General features: G+C 27.3%; 20 protein-coding genes. 16 read left to right on the top strand and 4 right to left on the bottom strand.

Annotation, left to right across the window (positions count from 1 at the left end):
* Positions 1–210: 210 nt before the first annotated feature.
* Positions 211–1,371: a peptidase M30, hyicolysin gene (locus R4I97_RS03630; RefSeq protein WP_335783734.1), complete on the bottom strand. Its 1,161-nt coding sequence runs from the start codon at positions 1,369–1,371 to the stop codon at positions 211–213.
* Positions 1,372–1,883: 512 nt separating this feature from the next.
* Here R4I97_RS03630 and R4I97_RS03625 point away from each other — a divergent pair.
* Positions 1,884–2,774, top strand: coding sequence for a nicotinamidase (locus R4I97_RS03625; RefSeq protein WP_335783733.1), 891 nt, complete (start codon positions 1,884–1,886; stop codon positions 2,772–2,774).
* A 419-nt stretch (positions 2,775–3,193) separates the two neighbouring features.
* On the opposite strand, the gene R4I97_RS03620 is transcribed toward R4I97_RS03625, so the two are convergent.
* On the bottom strand, positions 3,194–3,925 hold the full coding sequence (locus tag R4I97_RS03620; protein WP_335783732.1) for an NAD-dependent deacylase: 732 nt from the start codon (positions 3,923–3,925) through the stop codon (positions 3,194–3,196).
* 274 nt (positions 3,926–4,199) lie between these two features.
* Here R4I97_RS03620 and R4I97_RS03615 point away from each other — a divergent pair, with 274 nt between their 5' ends.
* The 10 genes from R4I97_RS03615 to R4I97_RS03570 all read left to right on the top strand — a co-directional run bounded on the left by R4I97_RS03615 (position 4,200) and on the right by R4I97_RS03570 (position 12,018).
* Complete coding sequence (locus R4I97_RS03615; RefSeq protein WP_335783731.1) at positions 4,200–4,847, top strand: redox-sensing transcriptional repressor Rex; 648 nt, start codon at positions 4,200–4,202, stop codon at positions 4,845–4,847.
* 13 nt (positions 4,848–4,860) lie between these two features.
* Entirely contained in the window at positions 4,861–5,556 is a 696-nt protein-coding gene (locus tag R4I97_RS03610; RefSeq protein ID WP_335783730.1) for a phosphatase PAP2 family protein, read from the top strand.
* A gap of 13 nt (positions 5,557–5,569) precedes the next feature.
* Positions 5,570–6,730, top strand: coding sequence for a hypothetical protein (locus R4I97_RS03605; protein WP_335783729.1), 1,161 nt, complete (start codon positions 5,570–5,572; stop codon positions 6,728–6,730).
* An 87-nt stretch (positions 6,731–6,817) separates the two neighbouring features.
* Positions 6,818–7,672, top strand: a complete 855-nt coding sequence (locus R4I97_RS03600) for a DMT family transporter (protein ID WP_335783728.1) — start codon at positions 6,818–6,820, stop codon at positions 7,670–7,672.
* A gap of 168 nt (positions 7,673–7,840) precedes the next feature.
* A complete protein-coding gene (locus tag R4I97_RS03595) occupies positions 7,841–8,020 on the top strand; it encodes a hypothetical protein (RefSeq protein WP_219710458.1) in 180 nt (59 codons plus the stop codon).
* A 20-nt stretch (positions 8,021–8,040) separates the two neighbouring features.
* On the top strand, positions 8,041–8,322 hold the full coding sequence (locus R4I97_RS03590; protein ID WP_335783727.1) for a hypothetical protein: 282 nt from the start codon (positions 8,041–8,043) through the stop codon (positions 8,320–8,322).
* Between the two features lie 47 nt (positions 8,323–8,369).
* Complete coding sequence (locus R4I97_RS03585) at positions 8,370–8,582, top strand: hypothetical protein (protein ID WP_335783726.1); 213 nt, start codon at positions 8,370–8,372, stop codon at positions 8,580–8,582.
* An 83-nt stretch (positions 8,583–8,665) separates the two neighbouring features.
* A complete protein-coding gene (locus R4I97_RS03580) occupies positions 8,666–10,606 on the top strand; it encodes an ankyrin repeat domain-containing protein (RefSeq protein ID WP_335783725.1) in 1,941 nt (646 codons plus the stop codon).
* A 160-nt stretch (positions 10,607–10,766) separates the two neighbouring features.
* Positions 10,767–11,705, top strand: coding sequence for a UDP-glucuronic acid decarboxylase family protein (locus R4I97_RS03575; RefSeq protein ID WP_335783724.1), 939 nt, complete (start codon positions 10,767–10,769; stop codon positions 11,703–11,705).
* A 70-nt stretch (positions 11,706–11,775) separates the two neighbouring features.
* Entirely contained in the window at positions 11,776–12,018 is a 243-nt protein-coding gene (locus R4I97_RS03570) for a (2Fe-2S)-binding protein (RefSeq protein ID WP_295295600.1), read from the top strand.
* Here the strand turns inward: R4I97_RS03570 and R4I97_RS03565 are convergent.
* Complete coding sequence (locus R4I97_RS03565) at positions 12,015–13,205, bottom strand: MFS transporter (protein WP_335783723.1); 1,191 nt, start codon at positions 13,203–13,205, stop codon at positions 12,015–12,017. The two genes, R4I97_RS03570 and R4I97_RS03565, sit on opposite strands and share 4 nt — an antisense overlap.
* Before the next feature lie 205 nt (positions 13,206–13,410).
* Between R4I97_RS03565 and R4I97_RS03560 the strand changes: the two genes are divergently transcribed.
* The 5 genes from R4I97_RS03560 (at position 13,411) to R4I97_RS03540 (ending at position 17,174) form a co-directional block, all read left to right on the top strand.
* On the top strand, positions 13,411–14,085 hold the full coding sequence (locus tag R4I97_RS03560; RefSeq protein ID WP_335783722.1) for a hypothetical protein: 675 nt from the start codon (positions 13,411–13,413) through the stop codon (positions 14,083–14,085).
* A gap of 21 nt (positions 14,086–14,106) precedes the next feature.
* On the top strand, positions 14,107–14,643 hold the full coding sequence (gene rsmD / locus R4I97_RS03555; RefSeq protein ID WP_335783721.1) for a 16S rRNA (guanine(966)-N(2))-methyltransferase RsmD: 537 nt from the start codon (positions 14,107–14,109) through the stop codon (positions 14,641–14,643).
* Between the two features lie 49 nt (positions 14,644–14,692).
* On the top strand, positions 14,693–15,784 hold the full coding sequence (locus tag R4I97_RS03550; RefSeq protein ID WP_335783720.1) for a DUF3810 domain-containing protein: 1,092 nt from the start codon (positions 14,693–14,695) through the stop codon (positions 15,782–15,784).
* Positions 15,785–16,104: 320 nt separating this feature from the next.
* Complete coding sequence (locus R4I97_RS03545) at positions 16,105–16,470, top strand: CidA/LrgA family protein (protein WP_335783719.1); 366 nt, start codon at positions 16,105–16,107, stop codon at positions 16,468–16,470.
* Complete coding sequence (locus R4I97_RS03540; protein ID WP_335783718.1) at positions 16,467–17,174, top strand: LrgB family protein; 708 nt, start codon at positions 16,467–16,469, stop codon at positions 17,172–17,174. Before R4I97_RS03545 ends, R4I97_RS03540 begins: the two co-directional genes overlap by 4 nt.
* 280 nt (positions 17,175–17,454) lie before the next feature.
* Here R4I97_RS03540 and R4I97_RS03535 read toward each other — a convergent pair whose 3' ends face one another.
* Positions 17,455–18,300, bottom strand: coding sequence for a bifunctional 5,10-methylenetetrahydrofolate dehydrogenase/5,10-methenyltetrahydrofolate cyclohydrolase (locus R4I97_RS03535; protein WP_335783717.1), 846 nt, complete (start codon positions 18,298–18,300; stop codon positions 17,455–17,457).
* Between the last annotated feature and the right edge of the window lie 178 nt (positions 18,301–18,478).

Raw genomic sequence — 18,478 nt, 5'->3', positions numbered from 1 at the left:
TTAATATAACATTATTTTGGTATATGCAAAAATGGATATAGTTTTATATATGTTTTTTTAACATATATATAATTAAAATCAATTGCACTTTTTGGTTCTTTGACGAAGTCCGCACAGCGACCGAAGGGAGTGCCTGTGGGTGCGAAGGCGGGAAAAAGTTGAATAAAAAACAAAAAATTGTATGATAAAATATAATTATCTAAATCTATCTCAATAATATGAGTTTAGTATCAAATATCTGTCTTTGCCTTTAGCATTAACATCTGGATTATAAACTACATAAACATTGTTGCCAAGCTCAACATATCTAAGAAGTTTGTCATCAGAGAAAAAATCTCCCTGTACATATATTGCCGCACCCGGAGACATTGGGAAGTTTGCAGATGCTGTTATCACTTTTGGTTTTGTGTTTATTATTCCTTTATATCCATATAAACCGCTTGTTTCATTTTTATAATTAGCCTCAAGCCATGTAGCATATAGTTCGCTCCAATCTTTAAACTGCTTTATGTTTTTATTTGCAGCATATAGAATTGCTTTGTAAGTGTGTTTGTATTCTTCTGGTGCATTTGCTATGTCTTTATATATTTCAAAGCCGTTTTTTGAATGTATAGCTAGCCAATACATAAAAAGCGAAACTGTTGCATATTTATGCACAGTATAACCGCTAGACCAATTAACAAAATAATCTCCTTTTGTTATAAGATACATAGAATCACTGTTATAGTATTGAAGACGATTTTCTGGTAAGTATCCTCTGTATGCTATTACTGCTGCTTCGGATAATGCTTCATCCACCCACACATCAAAATCTGTTTTTTTGCTTTCTCTCAAATTGCTGTAATGAATTATATGCTGAAGTTCATGAATTATTGTGTTTAATACAGAATCAACATTATCCCAGCCGTTTATATAATCTAAAAATATTATATTCTTATTTTCGTTTTCTATTTCGCTGTAATTGCCTTCAAATATGGAGTAGCCTTGCATATATGGTTTAGCTCCTGTGTGTCCGCCGTTTATATCCATTATGAGAAGTATTAATTTTGTTTTTATATCTCCGTATAAATATTTTTCTAATTCATAAGCTTTCATTGTTTGTGATAATATTTCTTTTAATATTTTTTCATCTACTGTAAGTCCGTTTTCTAAATACACATCTATGCTTGAAGTTGAGTATGTATTTTTTGCTTTTATTTGTTCTTTTGAATAATTGTTATTGATATATCTTACTGCATTAAATGTTTTTTCTTTATAATCAGCTTTATATATTTCGTAGGTTTTATTTTGATTTAATATGCTATTGATGTTTGCATTTAGTATTAATGTGTTTAATGATATTAAGATTAATACAAATATTTTTTTCATCATAACAACACCTCGTATTTTTAACAAGTATTAAAGTTCTGTTATAATTCTCGGCAAATAATATTTTTATCAAAGCATATAAAATAGATTTCTTTATAATACTAAATTAATGAATATTTATATTATTTTAATTTACTGTTTGTATAAATTTTTTATTCAACTTTTTCCCGCAGCAAAAAGTTGCAAAAAGTGCAAATACTACAACTTTATATTTTACAATATATCTTAGATGTAATATAACATCTAAAATTTAACATATACCTAAAGGTAGATTTTATAAAATGCAGTTCTTTTGGTTCTTTTATACCAATAAAAGAACTAGGGGTATGGGGGCAAAGCCCCCATAAATAATAAAAAAATAAAAATTAATTTCTGATAAATCAATATAGAATTACATATAAGAGTTATAGCTTAGCCATATACTAAAATAATTAATTATAAAACAAAAATGCTTTACAAAAATTATTATTATATTATCATGTATATAGAATAAGCTTGTATAAGGGGATTTATTTATGGAATACAAACAAATAGTTAACGAAGATTATATAGCTAAAGAAGAAAACCCAATCAAACAAAGCGATATATATAAATTAGCAGAAGAGTTTGCAAGTAGCAGCAATAATAAAAAATCAGAAAATAATTATGCAATGCTTATTGTTGATGCACAGAGAGATTTTGTAGACGCAGAAAAAGGTGCATTACCTGTACGCGGTGCTAAACAAGATATTTCAAGAATAACTAAATTTATTTTTGAGAATATAAATTCAATTTCAGCAATATACACCACAATAGACACTCATAGATATGATGCTATATTTCATCCTTGTTTATGGAAAAATAAAGAAGGTAATGATGTTAAGCCTTTTACAGAAATTACAATAGAAAAAATAGAAAATAAAGAAGTAATACCTGTTTTTGAAGATATTCAAATTGATTATGTAAGAACATTAAAATCGCAAGGCAGTCAAAACCTAATCGTTTGGCCTTATCATTGTATATATGCTACAGACGGCTGGCTTATAGAAAAACAATTATCTAATATGCTTCTTTTTTATGAGAGAGCAAAAAATACTACAGTTAATAGAATAGTTAAAGGCACAGATAAGTTCAGCGAAATGTACGGAGCTATTAAACAAGAAGTTGTAAGTAAGTATACTTCTAATAATTCTCATACTTGGATTTATACAATGAAAGATTATGATAAAATATATATATGCGGAGAGGCAAAAGATTATTGCGTTTATGAAACTGTTAAGCAATTATGCGAAGAGTATGACAGCAGTGTTAGAAGTAAGCTTTATGTGATGATGAATTGCTGCAGTTCAATAGGCGATGAAATAAAATGCAATTTGAAGTATAAAGAATTGTCAAAGAAATACGGCATCAACTTGATAGAGATATAATTTTGTTTTAAATTTTGCATTGCTTTGCCATTAACTGATTTAGCATTATTATTTGCACTTTTTGGTTCTTTTGACGAAGTCCGCACCGCGACCGAAGGGAGTGCCTGCGACCGTAGGAAGTACCTTTAGGTATGGGTGCGAGCTGCGGGAAAAAGAACAACAAAAAATTGATAGAAAATAATAGTCTTAATATATACTAAAAAAAATTTTAAGTTTGTAAAAATTTATTTTTTATGTTTTTACTTCTCTCGGGGACTAGCCCCCCTGCGAAGCGTACCCGTAGGGTAGAACCCCCACTTCTTTTGGCGACCGTAGGAAGTGCCTGTGGGTATGACCCAAAGAAGCAAAAGGACTGCATTTATATTTTTTAATTTTAATTAATAAATTTTGAAATAATCTTATCATTTGCTAATTAAAAATTATAAATATTTCTCTATTTCTGTGAATGCAACGCCTGCTTTCTCTTTAACATAAATATCAACTATTGAATTTGTAAAATTAGAAGGCTCTGGATTAATCTCCATAATTGTTGCACCAGCTCTCTTTGCTATATGAGGAATCTGAGCAGCAGGCATGACCTCTCCGCCTGTGCCTATGATGATAAATAAATCACATTTCTGAGCGTCCTCTATAGAGCTTTGAAAATCGTAAGTAGGTAAAGCCTCTCCAAAAAATACAAAATTTGGCTTTAATATGGCATTACAATTTTCGCAAGTAGGAGGGTCCATTGATAATATTTTTTTATCTATTTTATATTTATTATGGCATTTCATACATACAGCATATTGTGCAGTGCCGTGAAGTTCATATACTATTTTACTTCCTGCTTCTTGATGAAGATTATCTATATTTTGAGTTATTACAGAACGCATTATGCCTCTTTTTTCTAACTCTGCTAATACTAAATGAGCTTTATTAGGCTTAACATTATCTATAGGTTCGTAGAATACTTTTTTCAATGAATGCCAAGATTCTTTAGGGTGTCTTGTAAAGTATGAAATTTCAGCGAATTGGCTTCCATGTTTTTCCCAAAGCCCATTTTCTCCCCTAAAAGGAGGCACTCCGCTTTCTACACTTATGCCTGCACCAGTGAATGCTACGGCATATTTTGATGATTTTATTTTGTCTGCTATCTCTTTATAATCTATCATACTTATTATTATATAATAAAAAGATATTATTTCCACAATAATTTTTTAATAAATTCTAATATTTAATAAAAAATAAAAAAATTGTGCGTTTATATTTTACTTTTTGTTTATATTTTATATACTTAAAGATACATATAATAATATATTGTATCAAAATAAAATATATATAAATAATATTATTGTATTGTTAATAATCTAAAATTATTGACAGTAAACTTTATTATGATATAATTTAATATGTATATGTAATAAAAAACACTATAGAGGTTTTAAAATGATTAGTAGAACACAAATAATGCGACTATTAAAATATAAAAATGCATTAAGAAGAATGAAGAGTTTTGGATTTATTAAAGCATATTCTAATAATTTGGGTGATGCAATAGGAATAACCTCTGTTCAGGTAAGAAAAGATTTTTCATTGTTTAACATATCAGGCAACAAAAAAGGCGGTTATAATATTGATGATTTGTTAGACCAAATAGATAATATATTAGGTAAACAAATATCACATAATATAATATTAATAGGTTATGGAAAAATAGGTAAAGCTTTGGTTAACTATAGAGGATTTGAGAATGAGTCTATAAAGATAATTGCAGCTTTCGATCATAATCCAGAAAAGATAGATAGAGATGCACCTACTCCAATACTTCCTATAGATGAATTAAAAGATTTCATTATTAACAACAAAATAGAGATAGCAATATTAACAGTTCCAGATTTGGAAGCACAGAGAATGTTTGATGTAATATGTAATGCTGGTATTAAGGGTGTACTAAATTTTGCACCTATAAAATTATTAGAAAGACCAGATTGTATTATTAATGATGTGAATATAGCAGATGAAATAGAGTCATTATTTTATTTTATCAATGATGTTAAATTGCCATCTTCTAAGAAATCTAAAGAGAAAAAATAAGCTTTTTTAGATTATGGAACAACAAAATAATATAAACAATCAAGACGAAGATATAAAAAATGATGAGTTGCGTAAAAAAAGGCTTAAAAGAAAAAAATTAAAAAAAATCTTAAAGCGTAGAAGAAAAAGAAAAAGAATAGCATACATCAACAGTCTTCCATTAATAAAACTATTATCCAAAATAGATGACAAATTATTTTTAAAGATTTTTAAAGATAATAGAAAAGGCTATTTTAAGAGTTTTATGAAGTTTATGAGCAGGCTTGGAGACGGTTATGTATGGGCGGGGATTTATCTTATTTTTTATATGTTTAGGATAGATTATGCTTTAATATATTTTTCGAGAGCTTTAACTGCCGCTATTATATGTATATTTGTTTTTTTATACACAAAGAATTTTTTCAGCCGTATTCGTCCGTATAAAAAGCATGGAAAAATACCTATAATGTATCCTCCAGATAAGCATTCTTTTCCATCAGGACACACTATGGTAGCTTTTGCAATATCTTTTTCTATGGGAAGCTATAGTTTATATTCATTTTTATTGTTTTACAGCATTGCTTTTTTAATAGCATTCAGCAGAGTTTATGTTGGGCTTCATTACCCTTTTGACGTTATTTCTGGAATAATATCTGGCACTATTATAGGGGCATGTACTAATTTACTTTTTTATTATATAACAGGTCTTCCTATGATTGGGCATCTTTGATATAATATAGGGCATGAAAATATTTTTTATATTCTTGTTAATAGCTACTGTAACATTCGCACAAAACTCTGTAATGGTATTTCAAAATAACAGCGATTATATGCATAGAGCTGTTTATGATTTAGTTACTAAAAATATTTTTCTTTATTCTCATTTTAAAATTATAGAAACAAAAGAAAACAATAATTATAATCAAATTAAATCAAAAATAAAAGAATTAACTGTTAAAAACAATTCAGACATATCTATTTTGTATAAAATAAAAAATTTCAAAGATGGTTTTTTGCTTAACTACATTATTTATAATAATTCTAATAAATGGTATGAAAATGAATATTATTTTAGAGAAACTAATATGTTTAATGCCATTAATAAAGTTTTAGATGATTTTTATAAAATGAATAATGTAAATATTTCTAAAGATAATTATATAAAAGAAGATGAGTATATTTCTCTTATTGGGTATTATTCTGATATTATATCTAATGAGAATATTTATAATTTGTTTTATAGTTTTCATAAAGACAATATTTATTTTAATATGGATTATTTGGAGTATTTATTTTTTAATAATGAAAAAGAAGATGATTTGATTTCTAATATATTAAAAACCATTGATAAAAAGAATCATTATTATTTTTATGTGCTTGGAATTAAATATTATAATAGTTATAAAGTAAATGTTATGTATGATGATATAGAAAAAAGTATTTTAAATTATGAGGAGGCTATAAAATTAAAAGCTAATTCTTATTTGTATAATGAGAAACTCGCTAAGGCTTATTTGCTTAAGAATGATTATGACAATGCTTTAAGATATTATGAGAATGCAATTGCTTTGAATGATAATAACACTGATTTAATAAAAGAAGTTTTAAATATATTAAATAGAGATTTTAACAAAAATGCAAACAAAATAATAGAATATCTTAATAAAATAATTAGCATAGATAATAATGATGATGAGGCAATAGAGGAGCTTGCTAAACTTTATGAATCTATTGGGGACTATGATAATGCTTATCTTTATTATAATAAACTTATGGAAGCTGTAAATTATCATTTATATATTATAAACAATGAGAAACCTAATGCTTCACTTTATGATAAATATACCTCTAAAAAGAATAGAACCCAAATAAAAATAAAGTCTATAGAAGATAGAATGAAATGATTGTATTTTATTCTCGTTGATTAGCTATCACAAATAAAAATATTTTACAAATTTAAAATTTTTAATTAATTTAATGAATGGGGATTTATGAAAAACAAAACTAAATTGGCAATATTTTTAATGATACTTTCTGCTTTATCTTTTAGCTTGATGCAGATGAGCGTAAAGATTTCCGGCAAAAGCATTCCTGTAATGCAGCAGGTTTTCTCACGCAATTTAATAATAATGATAATCAGTATAATTGTGTTATTAAAAAATAAAGAGAGTTTTTTGCCAAACAAAGAAAGCATTATACCTTTAATATTAAGGTCTTTATTTGGTTTTTTTGGAGTAGTGGCATCATTCTATGCTTTCAATAATATGATTTTAGCAGATGCTTCTATACTTCAAAATACTTCTCCTTTTTGGGCAACATTTTTTGCATTTATTATAATAAGAGAAAAGATTTTTAAAATACAATGGATCGCATTAATAATAGCTATAATTGGGGCGATGTTTGTTATTAAGCCTTCTTTTAATTCTAATATATTTCCTTCTTTAGTAGCATTATCCGGAGCAATGTTTGCAGGATTAGCTTACACTATGATAGGTTATCTTAAAGGCAAAGAAAGAAACTCTATTATAATACTTTATTTCTCTTTTATATCATCTGTTCTATCTTTAATATTTGCTAAAACTTTTGTAATGCCTAGTTTGTATGAGTTTTTAATGCTTATTCTGATAGGCGTGTTTGCTGGTTTTGGTCAATTCTTTTTAACAGTATCTTATAAAGAAGCTCCTGTTTCTACTGTAAGTATATTCAATTATACCGGTCTTATATTTTCTTATTTGATAAGCGTATTATTTTTTAATGAGTTAATAGATGTATATTCTATTATAGGAATGCTTCTAACAATTTCTGCTGCTTTGATTGTGTATTTTTACAAGTTAAAGTTTAAGTAAGGTTTTCGAAATTTGTATAAAATGTAGTGTAGTATAGTTTACATTATATTTACAATACAATATTTTTTGTAAAATTAATTTATACTTCTTTACAAAACAATTAAAATATACTATAATTATAATATAAGGTTAAATAATTCCTTAAATATATAAAAAGGGAGATTATTTATGAGAAGTTTAATAATTTTGGCTATGAGTTTTGTTGTTGGATTAAAGGCTTATGGTTTTGATTTAATAGAAGATACTTTTGACTTTATATTTGATGATTTGGCTAAGGTGATTGGTATAATAGTGATAATAGCTGTTATATTTTATTTTGTAAGGAAGTATTCAAGAAAGTCTAATTGATTTAGCATTTTGGAGATATGATGAAAAAAATAATAATATTTATAATGTCATATAATTTTGTTTATGGTTTTGATTTAATAGAAGACACCGTTGAATTTATATTTGAAGATGTTGCTCAGGTACTTGGTATTATAGCTATGATACTTGTGGCTATGTATTTTATTAAAAGATTTTTGAGGGAAGATTCAAACAGTTCTAAGAGATTTTCTTACCACAGAGAAGAAGAGGATAATAACAGAACTGATATAGTAAAGAGAAACAGCTCTAGGGTTTATGATATAAAGAGCAATAAAGATAATTAAATAAGTATTAATTTTTAAAGTTAATTTAAAAAAAGGAGGAATATTGTATGAAATATTTAGTAATATCTTTAGTATCAATATTTTTTATATTTATAATTGTAGGAATGTTTTTTCTTTTTAGAGGAAACACAGGATATTTCAATTATTATTTATTAGACAATTTAGATGATATAGTTGAAGGTATATTTGAAATTATTGTTTTAGGTATAGTCGCTGTTATAGGTGTAGCATTTTTGAAAAAGATTTGGCATAAGCTATAATTTAAGGATTGTAAATATTTTATGCTTGCTATTTATAAATTATTTAATATACTTATATAATAATATTTTCTCGGAGTATAAAGGTGAAGTATATTAAATATTTATTATTGTTATTGGTTTTTAAGTTTTCATTGTTTGCTTTAACAGAAGCTGAGCAAAGTTTATTTGACGCTGTAAACAGAAAAGATTATCAAAATGTTTCTACAATATTAAATAGTTCTCCAGACATTGACATTAATGCTTCTGATATGGAAGGATATACATCTTTGCACAGGGCTATTGTTAATAATGATTTAAATACTGTGATGGAACTTTTAAAGAATAAGAATATTGATGTTAATTCAAAATTGGGAATAGAAGTTTCAATAGACGGTTGGTATTTAGGAGGTGCTACACCTTTAATATTAGCTTCATATTTAGGATATACTGATATTGTAAATGCATTAATAGAGAAAGATGTAGATATTAAAGCGAAAGATGATGTTGATGGCTGTATGGCTATACATTTAGCTGCGGCAAACGGAAAAAATGAAGTTATTGAAATTTTATTAGACAAAGATGCTTCAAATATAAATGATGTGGATAACAAGGGAAATACTCCATTGCATTGGGCTTCTATGAAAGACAGAGCTGATACAGTTTCACTTCTTATAGAAAATGGTGCTGATATAGAAGCTAAAGATGTAGATAATTGGACTGCTTTACATTATGCTGCTGCTTTTGCTTCACTTCAAACAGTTGAGGCTTTAGTGGATAATGGTGCTGATAAAAATAGCCTTACAAAAGACGGCAATATTCCTGTTAATTATGCTAAAGATGAAACTATAAAAACTTATTTATCCGGCGGTAAAATAGACAGAGAAGATACTGAAGAAGTAGTAGAAGAAGAAACTACAGAAACAGAAGAAACTACTACTGAAGCTTCTGAAACTATTACAGAAGATGAATTAAATAATGAGTTAGATACTACTCAAAATGGAAGCATAGTTGCTCCTGCTGCAGTAGATTTAGACCCTAAACAATTAGAGCTTTTAATAGCTGTAAAAAATAATGATATCATAGCTGTTAATGCTTTATTAAAAGAAAATGTTAATCCTAATTTCGTAGATGAAGAAGGCTATTCTCCATTACACAGAGCTGTATTAAATGACAATTTAGATGTAGTTAATGTTTTGCTTAGCTACAAAGATATAGATACAGAAATTAAACTTCCTTATGAGGCAAGTGTTGATGATTGGTATTTGGGAGGAGCTACTCCTTTGCTTGTTGCTTCATACACTGGAAATGCTGATATAGTTAATGCTTTAATAGAGGCAGGAAGCGATATAAGAGCTAAAGATGATATAGATGGTGCTACTACTATACATATAGCTTCTGCAAATGGAAACAATGAAGTTATTAATATTCTTCTAAATAAAGATAACACTTTAATAAACGAAGCAGACAGCATGAAAGATACACCATTACATTGGGCTTCTATAAAAAATCAAACAGATACTATCTCACTTCTTCTTGCAAATGGTGCAGATACAAAACTTACAAACTCTGACGGAAATACTGTTTTACATTATGCTGCTATGTATGGCGATGTTAATACTGTTAATGTTTTGCTTGAGGCTGATTCTTCTTTAGCAAGCGTAGAAAACAATGAAGGAATCACTCCTATTTATTATGCTATCATTGTAAGCGATAATGATATATTATCATCATTAATCAATAATGGTCAAATAGATGTTAATAAAAAAGATTCTTTAGGATATACTCCATTACATTATGCTGCTAATTATGGTAACATGGAAGCTGTTGTATTATTGGTTGAAGAGTTTAATGCTGATAAAACTATAGTAAACAATGATAATTTTACTGCTTCAGATATAGCTGCTAACAATTCTTATTATACTATAGTTGAATATTTAGGCGGCACTGTAAATTATAATAATCAAAATAATACAGAAAATGTTAAGCCAAATATTGTGCTTCCAGAATATAACAAGAAAATAGATTTATCTAAAAAGTGGTGGTAAAATAATAATTATTAAATAAAACAATAAAGAGGTTTAAAAAATATTTTAAGCCTCTTTTTTTATTAATATATTTTTTAATAAAATATATTATTTTTACTCTATTGAAAAATATAAAAATATTATGTATTATATATAAAAACTTCTTAAGGAAAATAAAGATATGAAAAGAATAGTTGTAACAGGCGGTGCTGGTTTTTTAGGTTCTCATTTATGCGAAAGATTATTAAAAGAAGGGAATTATGTAATATCAATAGATAATTTCTTCACAGGTTCAAAAGAAAATATTAAACATCTATTAGACAATAAAAACTTTGAAAGCATTAGACATGATATAACAGAGCCAATATATATAGAATGCGATGAAATATATAATTTTGCATGCCCTGCTTCACCAATACATTATCAAAAAAATCCTGTTGCCACTTTTAAAACAAATGTTCTTGGTATACTTAATATGCTTAATTTAGCGAGGAATTGTAATGCAAGAATATTACAAGCTTCAACAAGCGAAGTTTATGGAGACCCTTTGGAACATCCCCAAAAAGAAAATTATTGGGGGCATGTTAATCCAAATGGTATAAGGAGTTGTTATGATGAAGGTAAAAGAAGCGCAGAAACTTTGATGATGGACTATCATAGACAATACAATACTGATATAAAGATTATAAGAATATTTAATACTTATGGACCAAAAATGAATGAAAATGATGGAAGGGTAGTTTCAAACTTCATTATACAGGCATTACAAAATTTAGATATCACGGTTTATGGAGATGGAAGCCAAACTAGAAGCTTTTGCTACTATGATGATTTGATTGATGGTACTGTAAGAATGATGAATAGTGAAAACTTTATAGGCCCTGTTAATTTAGGAAATCCTCATGAAATGACTGTTTTAGAATTTGCTAAAAAAATAATAGAAATGACTAATTCAAAATCAAAAATAATTTTTAAAGAGCTCCCTAAAGATGACCCCGTAAAAAGACAGCCGAACATTAGTTTAGCTAAAGAAAAACTTAATTGGCAGCCTAATTATAAACTCGAAGAAGGATTAAAAAAGACTATTGAATACTTTAATAATTATTTAAGAAATAAATAATTACATATATATTCTTGAATTTTATTATAAAAATGTTAAAATAACAAAAAAAAGTTTTGGATAAATTATTATGGATTTAAATATAGAAGACTTAAAATGTCAAACCTCTATAAATTATGATAAAATGTTATGCAATTGCAAAAATGTTTCATATAGACAAGCATATTCAGCAATAGCTGCAGATAAACTTACTTCTGTAGAAAGTGTATCTGAAAAAACCCAAGCAGGTACAGGATGCGGTGGCTGTAAAGAAAAAATAGCACATCTAATAGAATATGCCAAAAAAAATGAATATGCTCCTTTAGACTTTTAAGATTTATATTTTCTATCTGCCTCTTCTATTAATCTATTAAATTTTTCTTTTATGAGAGCAGTTCTCTTTCTCTGCCACATTAAATATATAGCAATACTATAGCATATTAAAGATATTATCATCATAAATAAAAAAGCTATAAAGTATGAAAAATTTGAAGCTAAATATCCAACTATAAAAGGTATTACCAAAGCAGCAACACCTGTCAAAGCCTCATTTACAGCAACATTAGCACTATCTCTCTCCTGATCAGCCAATGCATAGTAAAGTCCAAAGAAATAACCAAATCCGCTTACAAAACCTAAAAATATAAACGATACAAAAAATACCCAAAAATTATTGGAAATTAAAAGTAAGGTTAAAGCAATGGGTGTAAGCAAACCAACAACAGTAAATACTCTCTTTTTCTCTAATAGTCTAAAATAGAATGCAGAAAAAAGTGCCCCCAAAGACATAACCCCAGATAATACACCAACCAAAAATGTAGCCTTAGAGTTAGAAAGACCAACCTCTTTTATACCATAATCTAAAAACATAAACCTTAATGTATGAAGCACCAAAGCCCCCACAAATATGATAAGCCATCCTATATAAACCTTATATCTTGGAGCTCTCATAAAAGGTTCTTCCCATTTACGTCTTTTAGATTTAAAATGCAAATGTCTTGATAAATAGAATAATGTAAACATCAACACGCTCATAACTATTACAATGAAAAATCCAATACTCGAATTAAAATTGTAAACAAAACCTGTAACTATAGGACCTACAGATAATCCTAAAGTCCAAGAAAATATAAAAAATCCGCTGCTTATTCTCACAGGTAAATCTTTAGATACACTGTCAAGTAAGGATTGAAAACAAACAAAAAATATAGTAGTATTCGAGCCGTATAAAAAAGAATATAAAAGAGATAATTCATTATTTAAATATATTATACAAAGTATACATAATATTGCCTGCATACATGATTGTATATATAGTAATTTAGGATATATTCGCTTTGGTATTTTAAACTTTGAAAATGTGCTTGCGGAAACCATCATACCCATTCCATAAAAAACAGCTAAAAGAGAAATAAAAAAAGCATTAGCTCCTGCCTCTGATGAATTAATAACCAAAACAGTAGAAAATATACTAGAGCATAAATAAACCAAAAAAGGCATTGAATAAACCAATAATATCATTTTATTTTCCTCAATAACACTATATAAATAATAATAATATATTTTATTTTTAAAAAAGATATAGCAAATTAATATTTTTATTTCATAATATGAAAATTTTTATAAATGAATTAAAATAATATTACTACAAAAAATAACTTGATTTTTAATAAATATTGTTTAATATTATTTAATACAAATTGTTTAAAGGTATATAAGATATATTATGAAATTTATTTTTTCAAGAACTATAATAGGAATTTTAGTTTTAATCATCGGAGCATATATTTTGCTTCAGTATGTGTTTCATATATATATACCAGCATTAGCGTATGTACCTGTATTTACAATAATAGTATCTATATTAATTATAGTATGGGGCATAGCAATCATACTTGGAAGAGGTTTTTATGCCTCAAAAATTATAATAGCTCTCACTATAATTACTACAGGACTTTATATTTTAATAAGATATGCTCTTAATATAAATATGCCTTTTATATTATACACTCCTATATTTAGAATGATTATAGGAATGATTATTATATTTCTTGGAATATATATTATAGTTGGCGTTTATTATGTTGGAGATAAATTGCCGAAACAAAAAACAGAAGATTATACTATTAATTTTAGAAGTTCTACAATAGATTTATCAGACATACAAATTGACAGAAATAAAAATGTTAATGTTAATTGCGCATTTGCTGATACTGTTGTTTTAATCAATCAAAATATACAAATACATATAAAAGCTTCGAGTGCATTCGGCAGCATTTCAATACCTACTGGGGATAGTGTAAGTTTTGGGGAGATGAACTTTGTTATGGGTACTTCTGACAAAATACTTTATTTGAATGTTAATGCCGCCTTTGCTCAGATTAGAGTATTATATGTTTAATCTTTTTACAAGGATACAAAATTGCATATAATATCTGGATACAAAAAAAATAAAAAAATCATTACACCAAAGAGAGATTTTAGACCTACTCAGGGAAAGGTGAGAGAGGCTTTATTTAATATAATAGATACTAATGATAAAACTTTTTTAGACCTTTGTGCTGGAAGCGGTGCTGTGGGGTTTGAGGCTTTAAGCAGGGGAGCTAAGTTTTCAGCTTTTATAGAAATAGATAGAGAGGCTGTTAAAACTATATTTACAAATGCAAAAAATATATTTGAAGAAAATCAATACAAAATAAAAAGAGTATCAGCAGATGACTATGTTAAAAGAACAAATGATACTTTTGATATAATATTCTTTGACCCGCCTTATCATTCAAAAATTTATTATGAAGTATTTTTAAATATATTTGAAAGAAAATTATTAAATGATAATGGATATTTATTTGTAGAGATGGGGCTTGAATACTATAAAAGCTTTTTAGAGAAAGTAAAAGAATATAACTATGAAATAAAAACTTATGGTGAAAGTGTTTTAATAATTTTTAGAAATACATAATCAATATTTACAGCTTTACAAATAAAATTATTTTAGTTATAATAAAAAAATGAGAAATAAAATTACCTTTCTAATATGTATAATATTCATAGCTATAGTATTAAAACTCCTCACATTATCGCCAAAGTTTGTAGAAAATTTTTATTCAAGAAAAGCTTATAAAGTTATATCTGGAAATATTGGAAGATTAACATCAAACTTTAATTTTTCTCTTGGTGAAATACTTTTATTTATTTTTATAATACTAATACTTTTATTCTTTGTTTTCTCTATAAAAAAAATAATATTTGGGCAAGAAAAGCTAAAACTAATATTTAACTTTTTATATGGGGTAGTGTGCATTGCAATTATTATATATATAGTATTTATGTCTGTATGGGGATTAAATTATTATAGATTTCCTCTTATCAATAATTATCAAAATTACTTCTTTGAAAATAATAATATCACAGATGAAGAAGCATATAATAAACTCTATTCATTAGCAGAACTATTAATAAAAGATTTAAATGATTTGCAAACAAAAATGAAATATGAAACCTCAATCAATACAAATTATCAAGCTCTAAATAGAATGGTTGAAAGCGAATATAATAAAGTTTTTGAAGAGTTTCCATATTTAGAAATGTATTATTCAAGAACCAAACCAATAAAAATATCACAACTTTTTTTAAGACTTCAAATAACAGGAATATACTCCCCATTTACTTCAGAGGCAAATGTTAATACACTTATACCATACACATCTATGCCTTATACTATAGCTCATGAAATGGCTCATAAAATAGGTATAGCATACGAAGATGAAGCTAATTTTATTGCATATTTAGCCTGCTCAAAACATAGTGATTTATTTATACAATACTCAGGAGCCTTTGAATCACTTTTATATGTGTTATCCGAACTTAACAGAGATGAAAATTATGCTATGCTTATTTCAAACCTCAATGAAAAAACAAAAGAAGAGATAAGATACAATTATGACTTTTGGAATCAATACAAAGGACAGTTATCTAATATAAGCCATAAAGTAAATGACACATATTTAAAAGCAAACAATCAAATACACGGCATAAAGAGTTATTCAAGGGTAGTAAAACTTTTAATCTATTACAAGATGAGCAAGGGTTTTTTACAATGATAAGATACTATATACTAAAAAAGTTTGTCAAAATTTATATTTTTTAAATTTTAAATATTTGCAGGGCTTTGCCCCGCACCCCACTTCTTTTATTGGTATAAAAGAAGCAAAAGAACTGCATTTTTATTATAAATTTTATAATTTAATTGTACATTAAAAAGCACTCCCCCGCACACCTGAAAAGTTATGATTAAAGTAAAACATTACCGTGCGGAAAGGTGGTACAGCTCGTACATAAAAATACTCTATTGAAAAACATTTTTTTAGGTATATAATTTATCACAATAATTTTTTAAAATAATTTATTGGATTCTACTACAATGAAGTTGATTAAACAATTCTCTATAATATTTTTTATTTATTCAATATCATACATCTTAAGTAAATCCCTAAAACTTCCAATACCGGGAAATGTAATAGGAATGTTTTTACTATTCTTTCTTTTAGTTTTTGGAATTGTAAAAGAGAGTGATATTGATGAGGCTAGCGATATATTAATAAAAAACATGGCTTTGTTATTTGTACCTGCCTCTTTAGCTATAGTTGATGAATATAAATATATTAAAGATGAGATAATACCTTTTCTCATAATATGCATATTTTTTGTTGTGGTGATAATGGCTGCAACTGGTTTATCTGCACAGTTTTTTGAAAACATAGTTAATAAAAAAAGGAAAATAAAATGACAGCACTATTTCAAGACAACCCTCTAATTTCAATAGTAATAACTTTAATAGCATATATAATATCATACTATATTTATAATAAAACAAAACTTCCAATATTAACGCCTCTTGTAACGAGTGTAATACTTGTAGGTTTATCTATTTATTTTATGGGAGTTCCTTATAGTGTTTACAATGAAAGCGGAGGGAAATTTATTAATGCATTGGTGGGACCTGCTACTGTTGTATTAGCTCTCCCAATATATAGAAACCTTCCAATATTAAAAGCGAATTTGTTAGTAATACTTTTTAGCATTGCAATAGGAAGTGCCATTGGAATAGTTGGAATATATTTCACTGCAAAAGTTATGGGAGTATCAGAAAATATACTTTTATCACTTCTTCCAAAATCAATAACTACTGCAATAGCTGTTGATGTGGCTGATAGTATAGGCGGTGTAAAATCTATTACTGTGCTTGCTGTTGTAATATCTGGTGTGGCTGGTGCTATAATTGCTCCTATAGTATTCAAAATATTTAGAATAAAATCGCCTTTAGCTAAGGGCATTTCAATAGGCACTGCATCGCATGCTGTGGGAACTAGTAAGGCTATAGAGATGGGAGAGACTGAAGGAGCTATGTCTGGGCTTGCTATAGGTATAGCTGGAGCTTTAACGGTTGTACTGCTTCCTATATTGTATAAATTGCTTGTTACTATATGGTAAAAATTTTTAAGTTTGTAATTTTTTTCTTGTTCTTTTTCCCGACGCAAAAAGAACCAAAAAGTGCAAATAAAAAATTAATACTAAATTCCACCTATTTATATTTTAAACGTATAATAAAATATATATTTTTTTAGCTAAAAATAGCCTTTTTGCTTCTTTGTGGCACGCCGCAAGGGCACTTCCTTCGGTCGCAAAAGAAGTGGGGTCTTACCCTACGGGTACGCTTCGCAGGGGGCAAAGCCCCAGATATAAAAAAATATAACTTTATTTTTCAATAAATTTAATTATTATTATACTTCGTATGCAAATAAAGCAAGTTTGAAAGAAGCATTGTTGTCGTTAAACTTCCAACGCCATTAGGTACTGGTGTTATCATAGATGCAATATTAACTGCCTCATCAAACTTTACATCTCCCTTAATAGAACCATCTTCAAGAACATTGATTCCTATATCTATAACAACAGCATTATCTTTTATATATTCAGCATCTATAAACTCTGCCTTTCCAATAGACACGCATAATATATCAGCATTCTTACAAACACTTTTTAAATCTTTAGTTTTTGAATGAGCTATTGTAACAGTAGCAGATTTATTTAAAAGTGATAAAGCAAGAGGCTTTCCAACTATCTCGCTCCTTCCAACAACTACAGCATTAGCACCTTCTATTTTAACATTATAATGCTCAAGTATTGTCATCACACTCTTTACAGTGCAAGGAATTAATTCATCATTAGAAGTTAAAATCCTACCAAGATTTAAATTGCTTATTGCATCAATATCTTTTTTTGTAGATATAGTTTCGTAAACTAATTCTCTTCTTATATGCTTAGGCAAAGGCATTTGAAGCATTATACCGCTAATATCTTTCTCTTCGTTTAAATATTCTATTAGAGTGATAAAATCTTTTTCTGTTGTGTTTGTATTTAACTTATGAAGCTCGCCTATCATTCCAGCATTTTCGGCCATTTTCTTTGCATGAGTAAAATATAACTCTGTAGATTTATCATCATCAAAATAAACAAAATCAATGCGCGGCTTCTTAATTAAAAAAGCAACCTTCTCTTTAATTTCTGCTCTTATTGTTTTTGATAATTCTCTTACATCAAGTATATTAGCTGGCATATTGGGTTTCCTTTTGAATGAAAATAATTAATTTATTCTATATTTTTTAAAGATAAAAAACAAGTATTTTGTTTATTTTATATTTAAAGCTTTGCAAAAGTTATGCATACCTTTAGTAATAAACAAAAGCCAATGTACTTATTCTAAGGCGCATTAGAATGCCTATAAAACAATAAAA

The sequence above is a fragment of the Brachyspira pilosicoli genome (genome assembly GCF_036997485.1).
GTDB classification, from domain to species: domain Bacteria; phylum Spirochaetota; class Brachyspiria; order Brachyspirales; family Brachyspiraceae; genus Brachyspira; species Brachyspira pilosicoli_C.
This window is presented reverse-complemented; position numbering and strand designations above follow the sequence as displayed.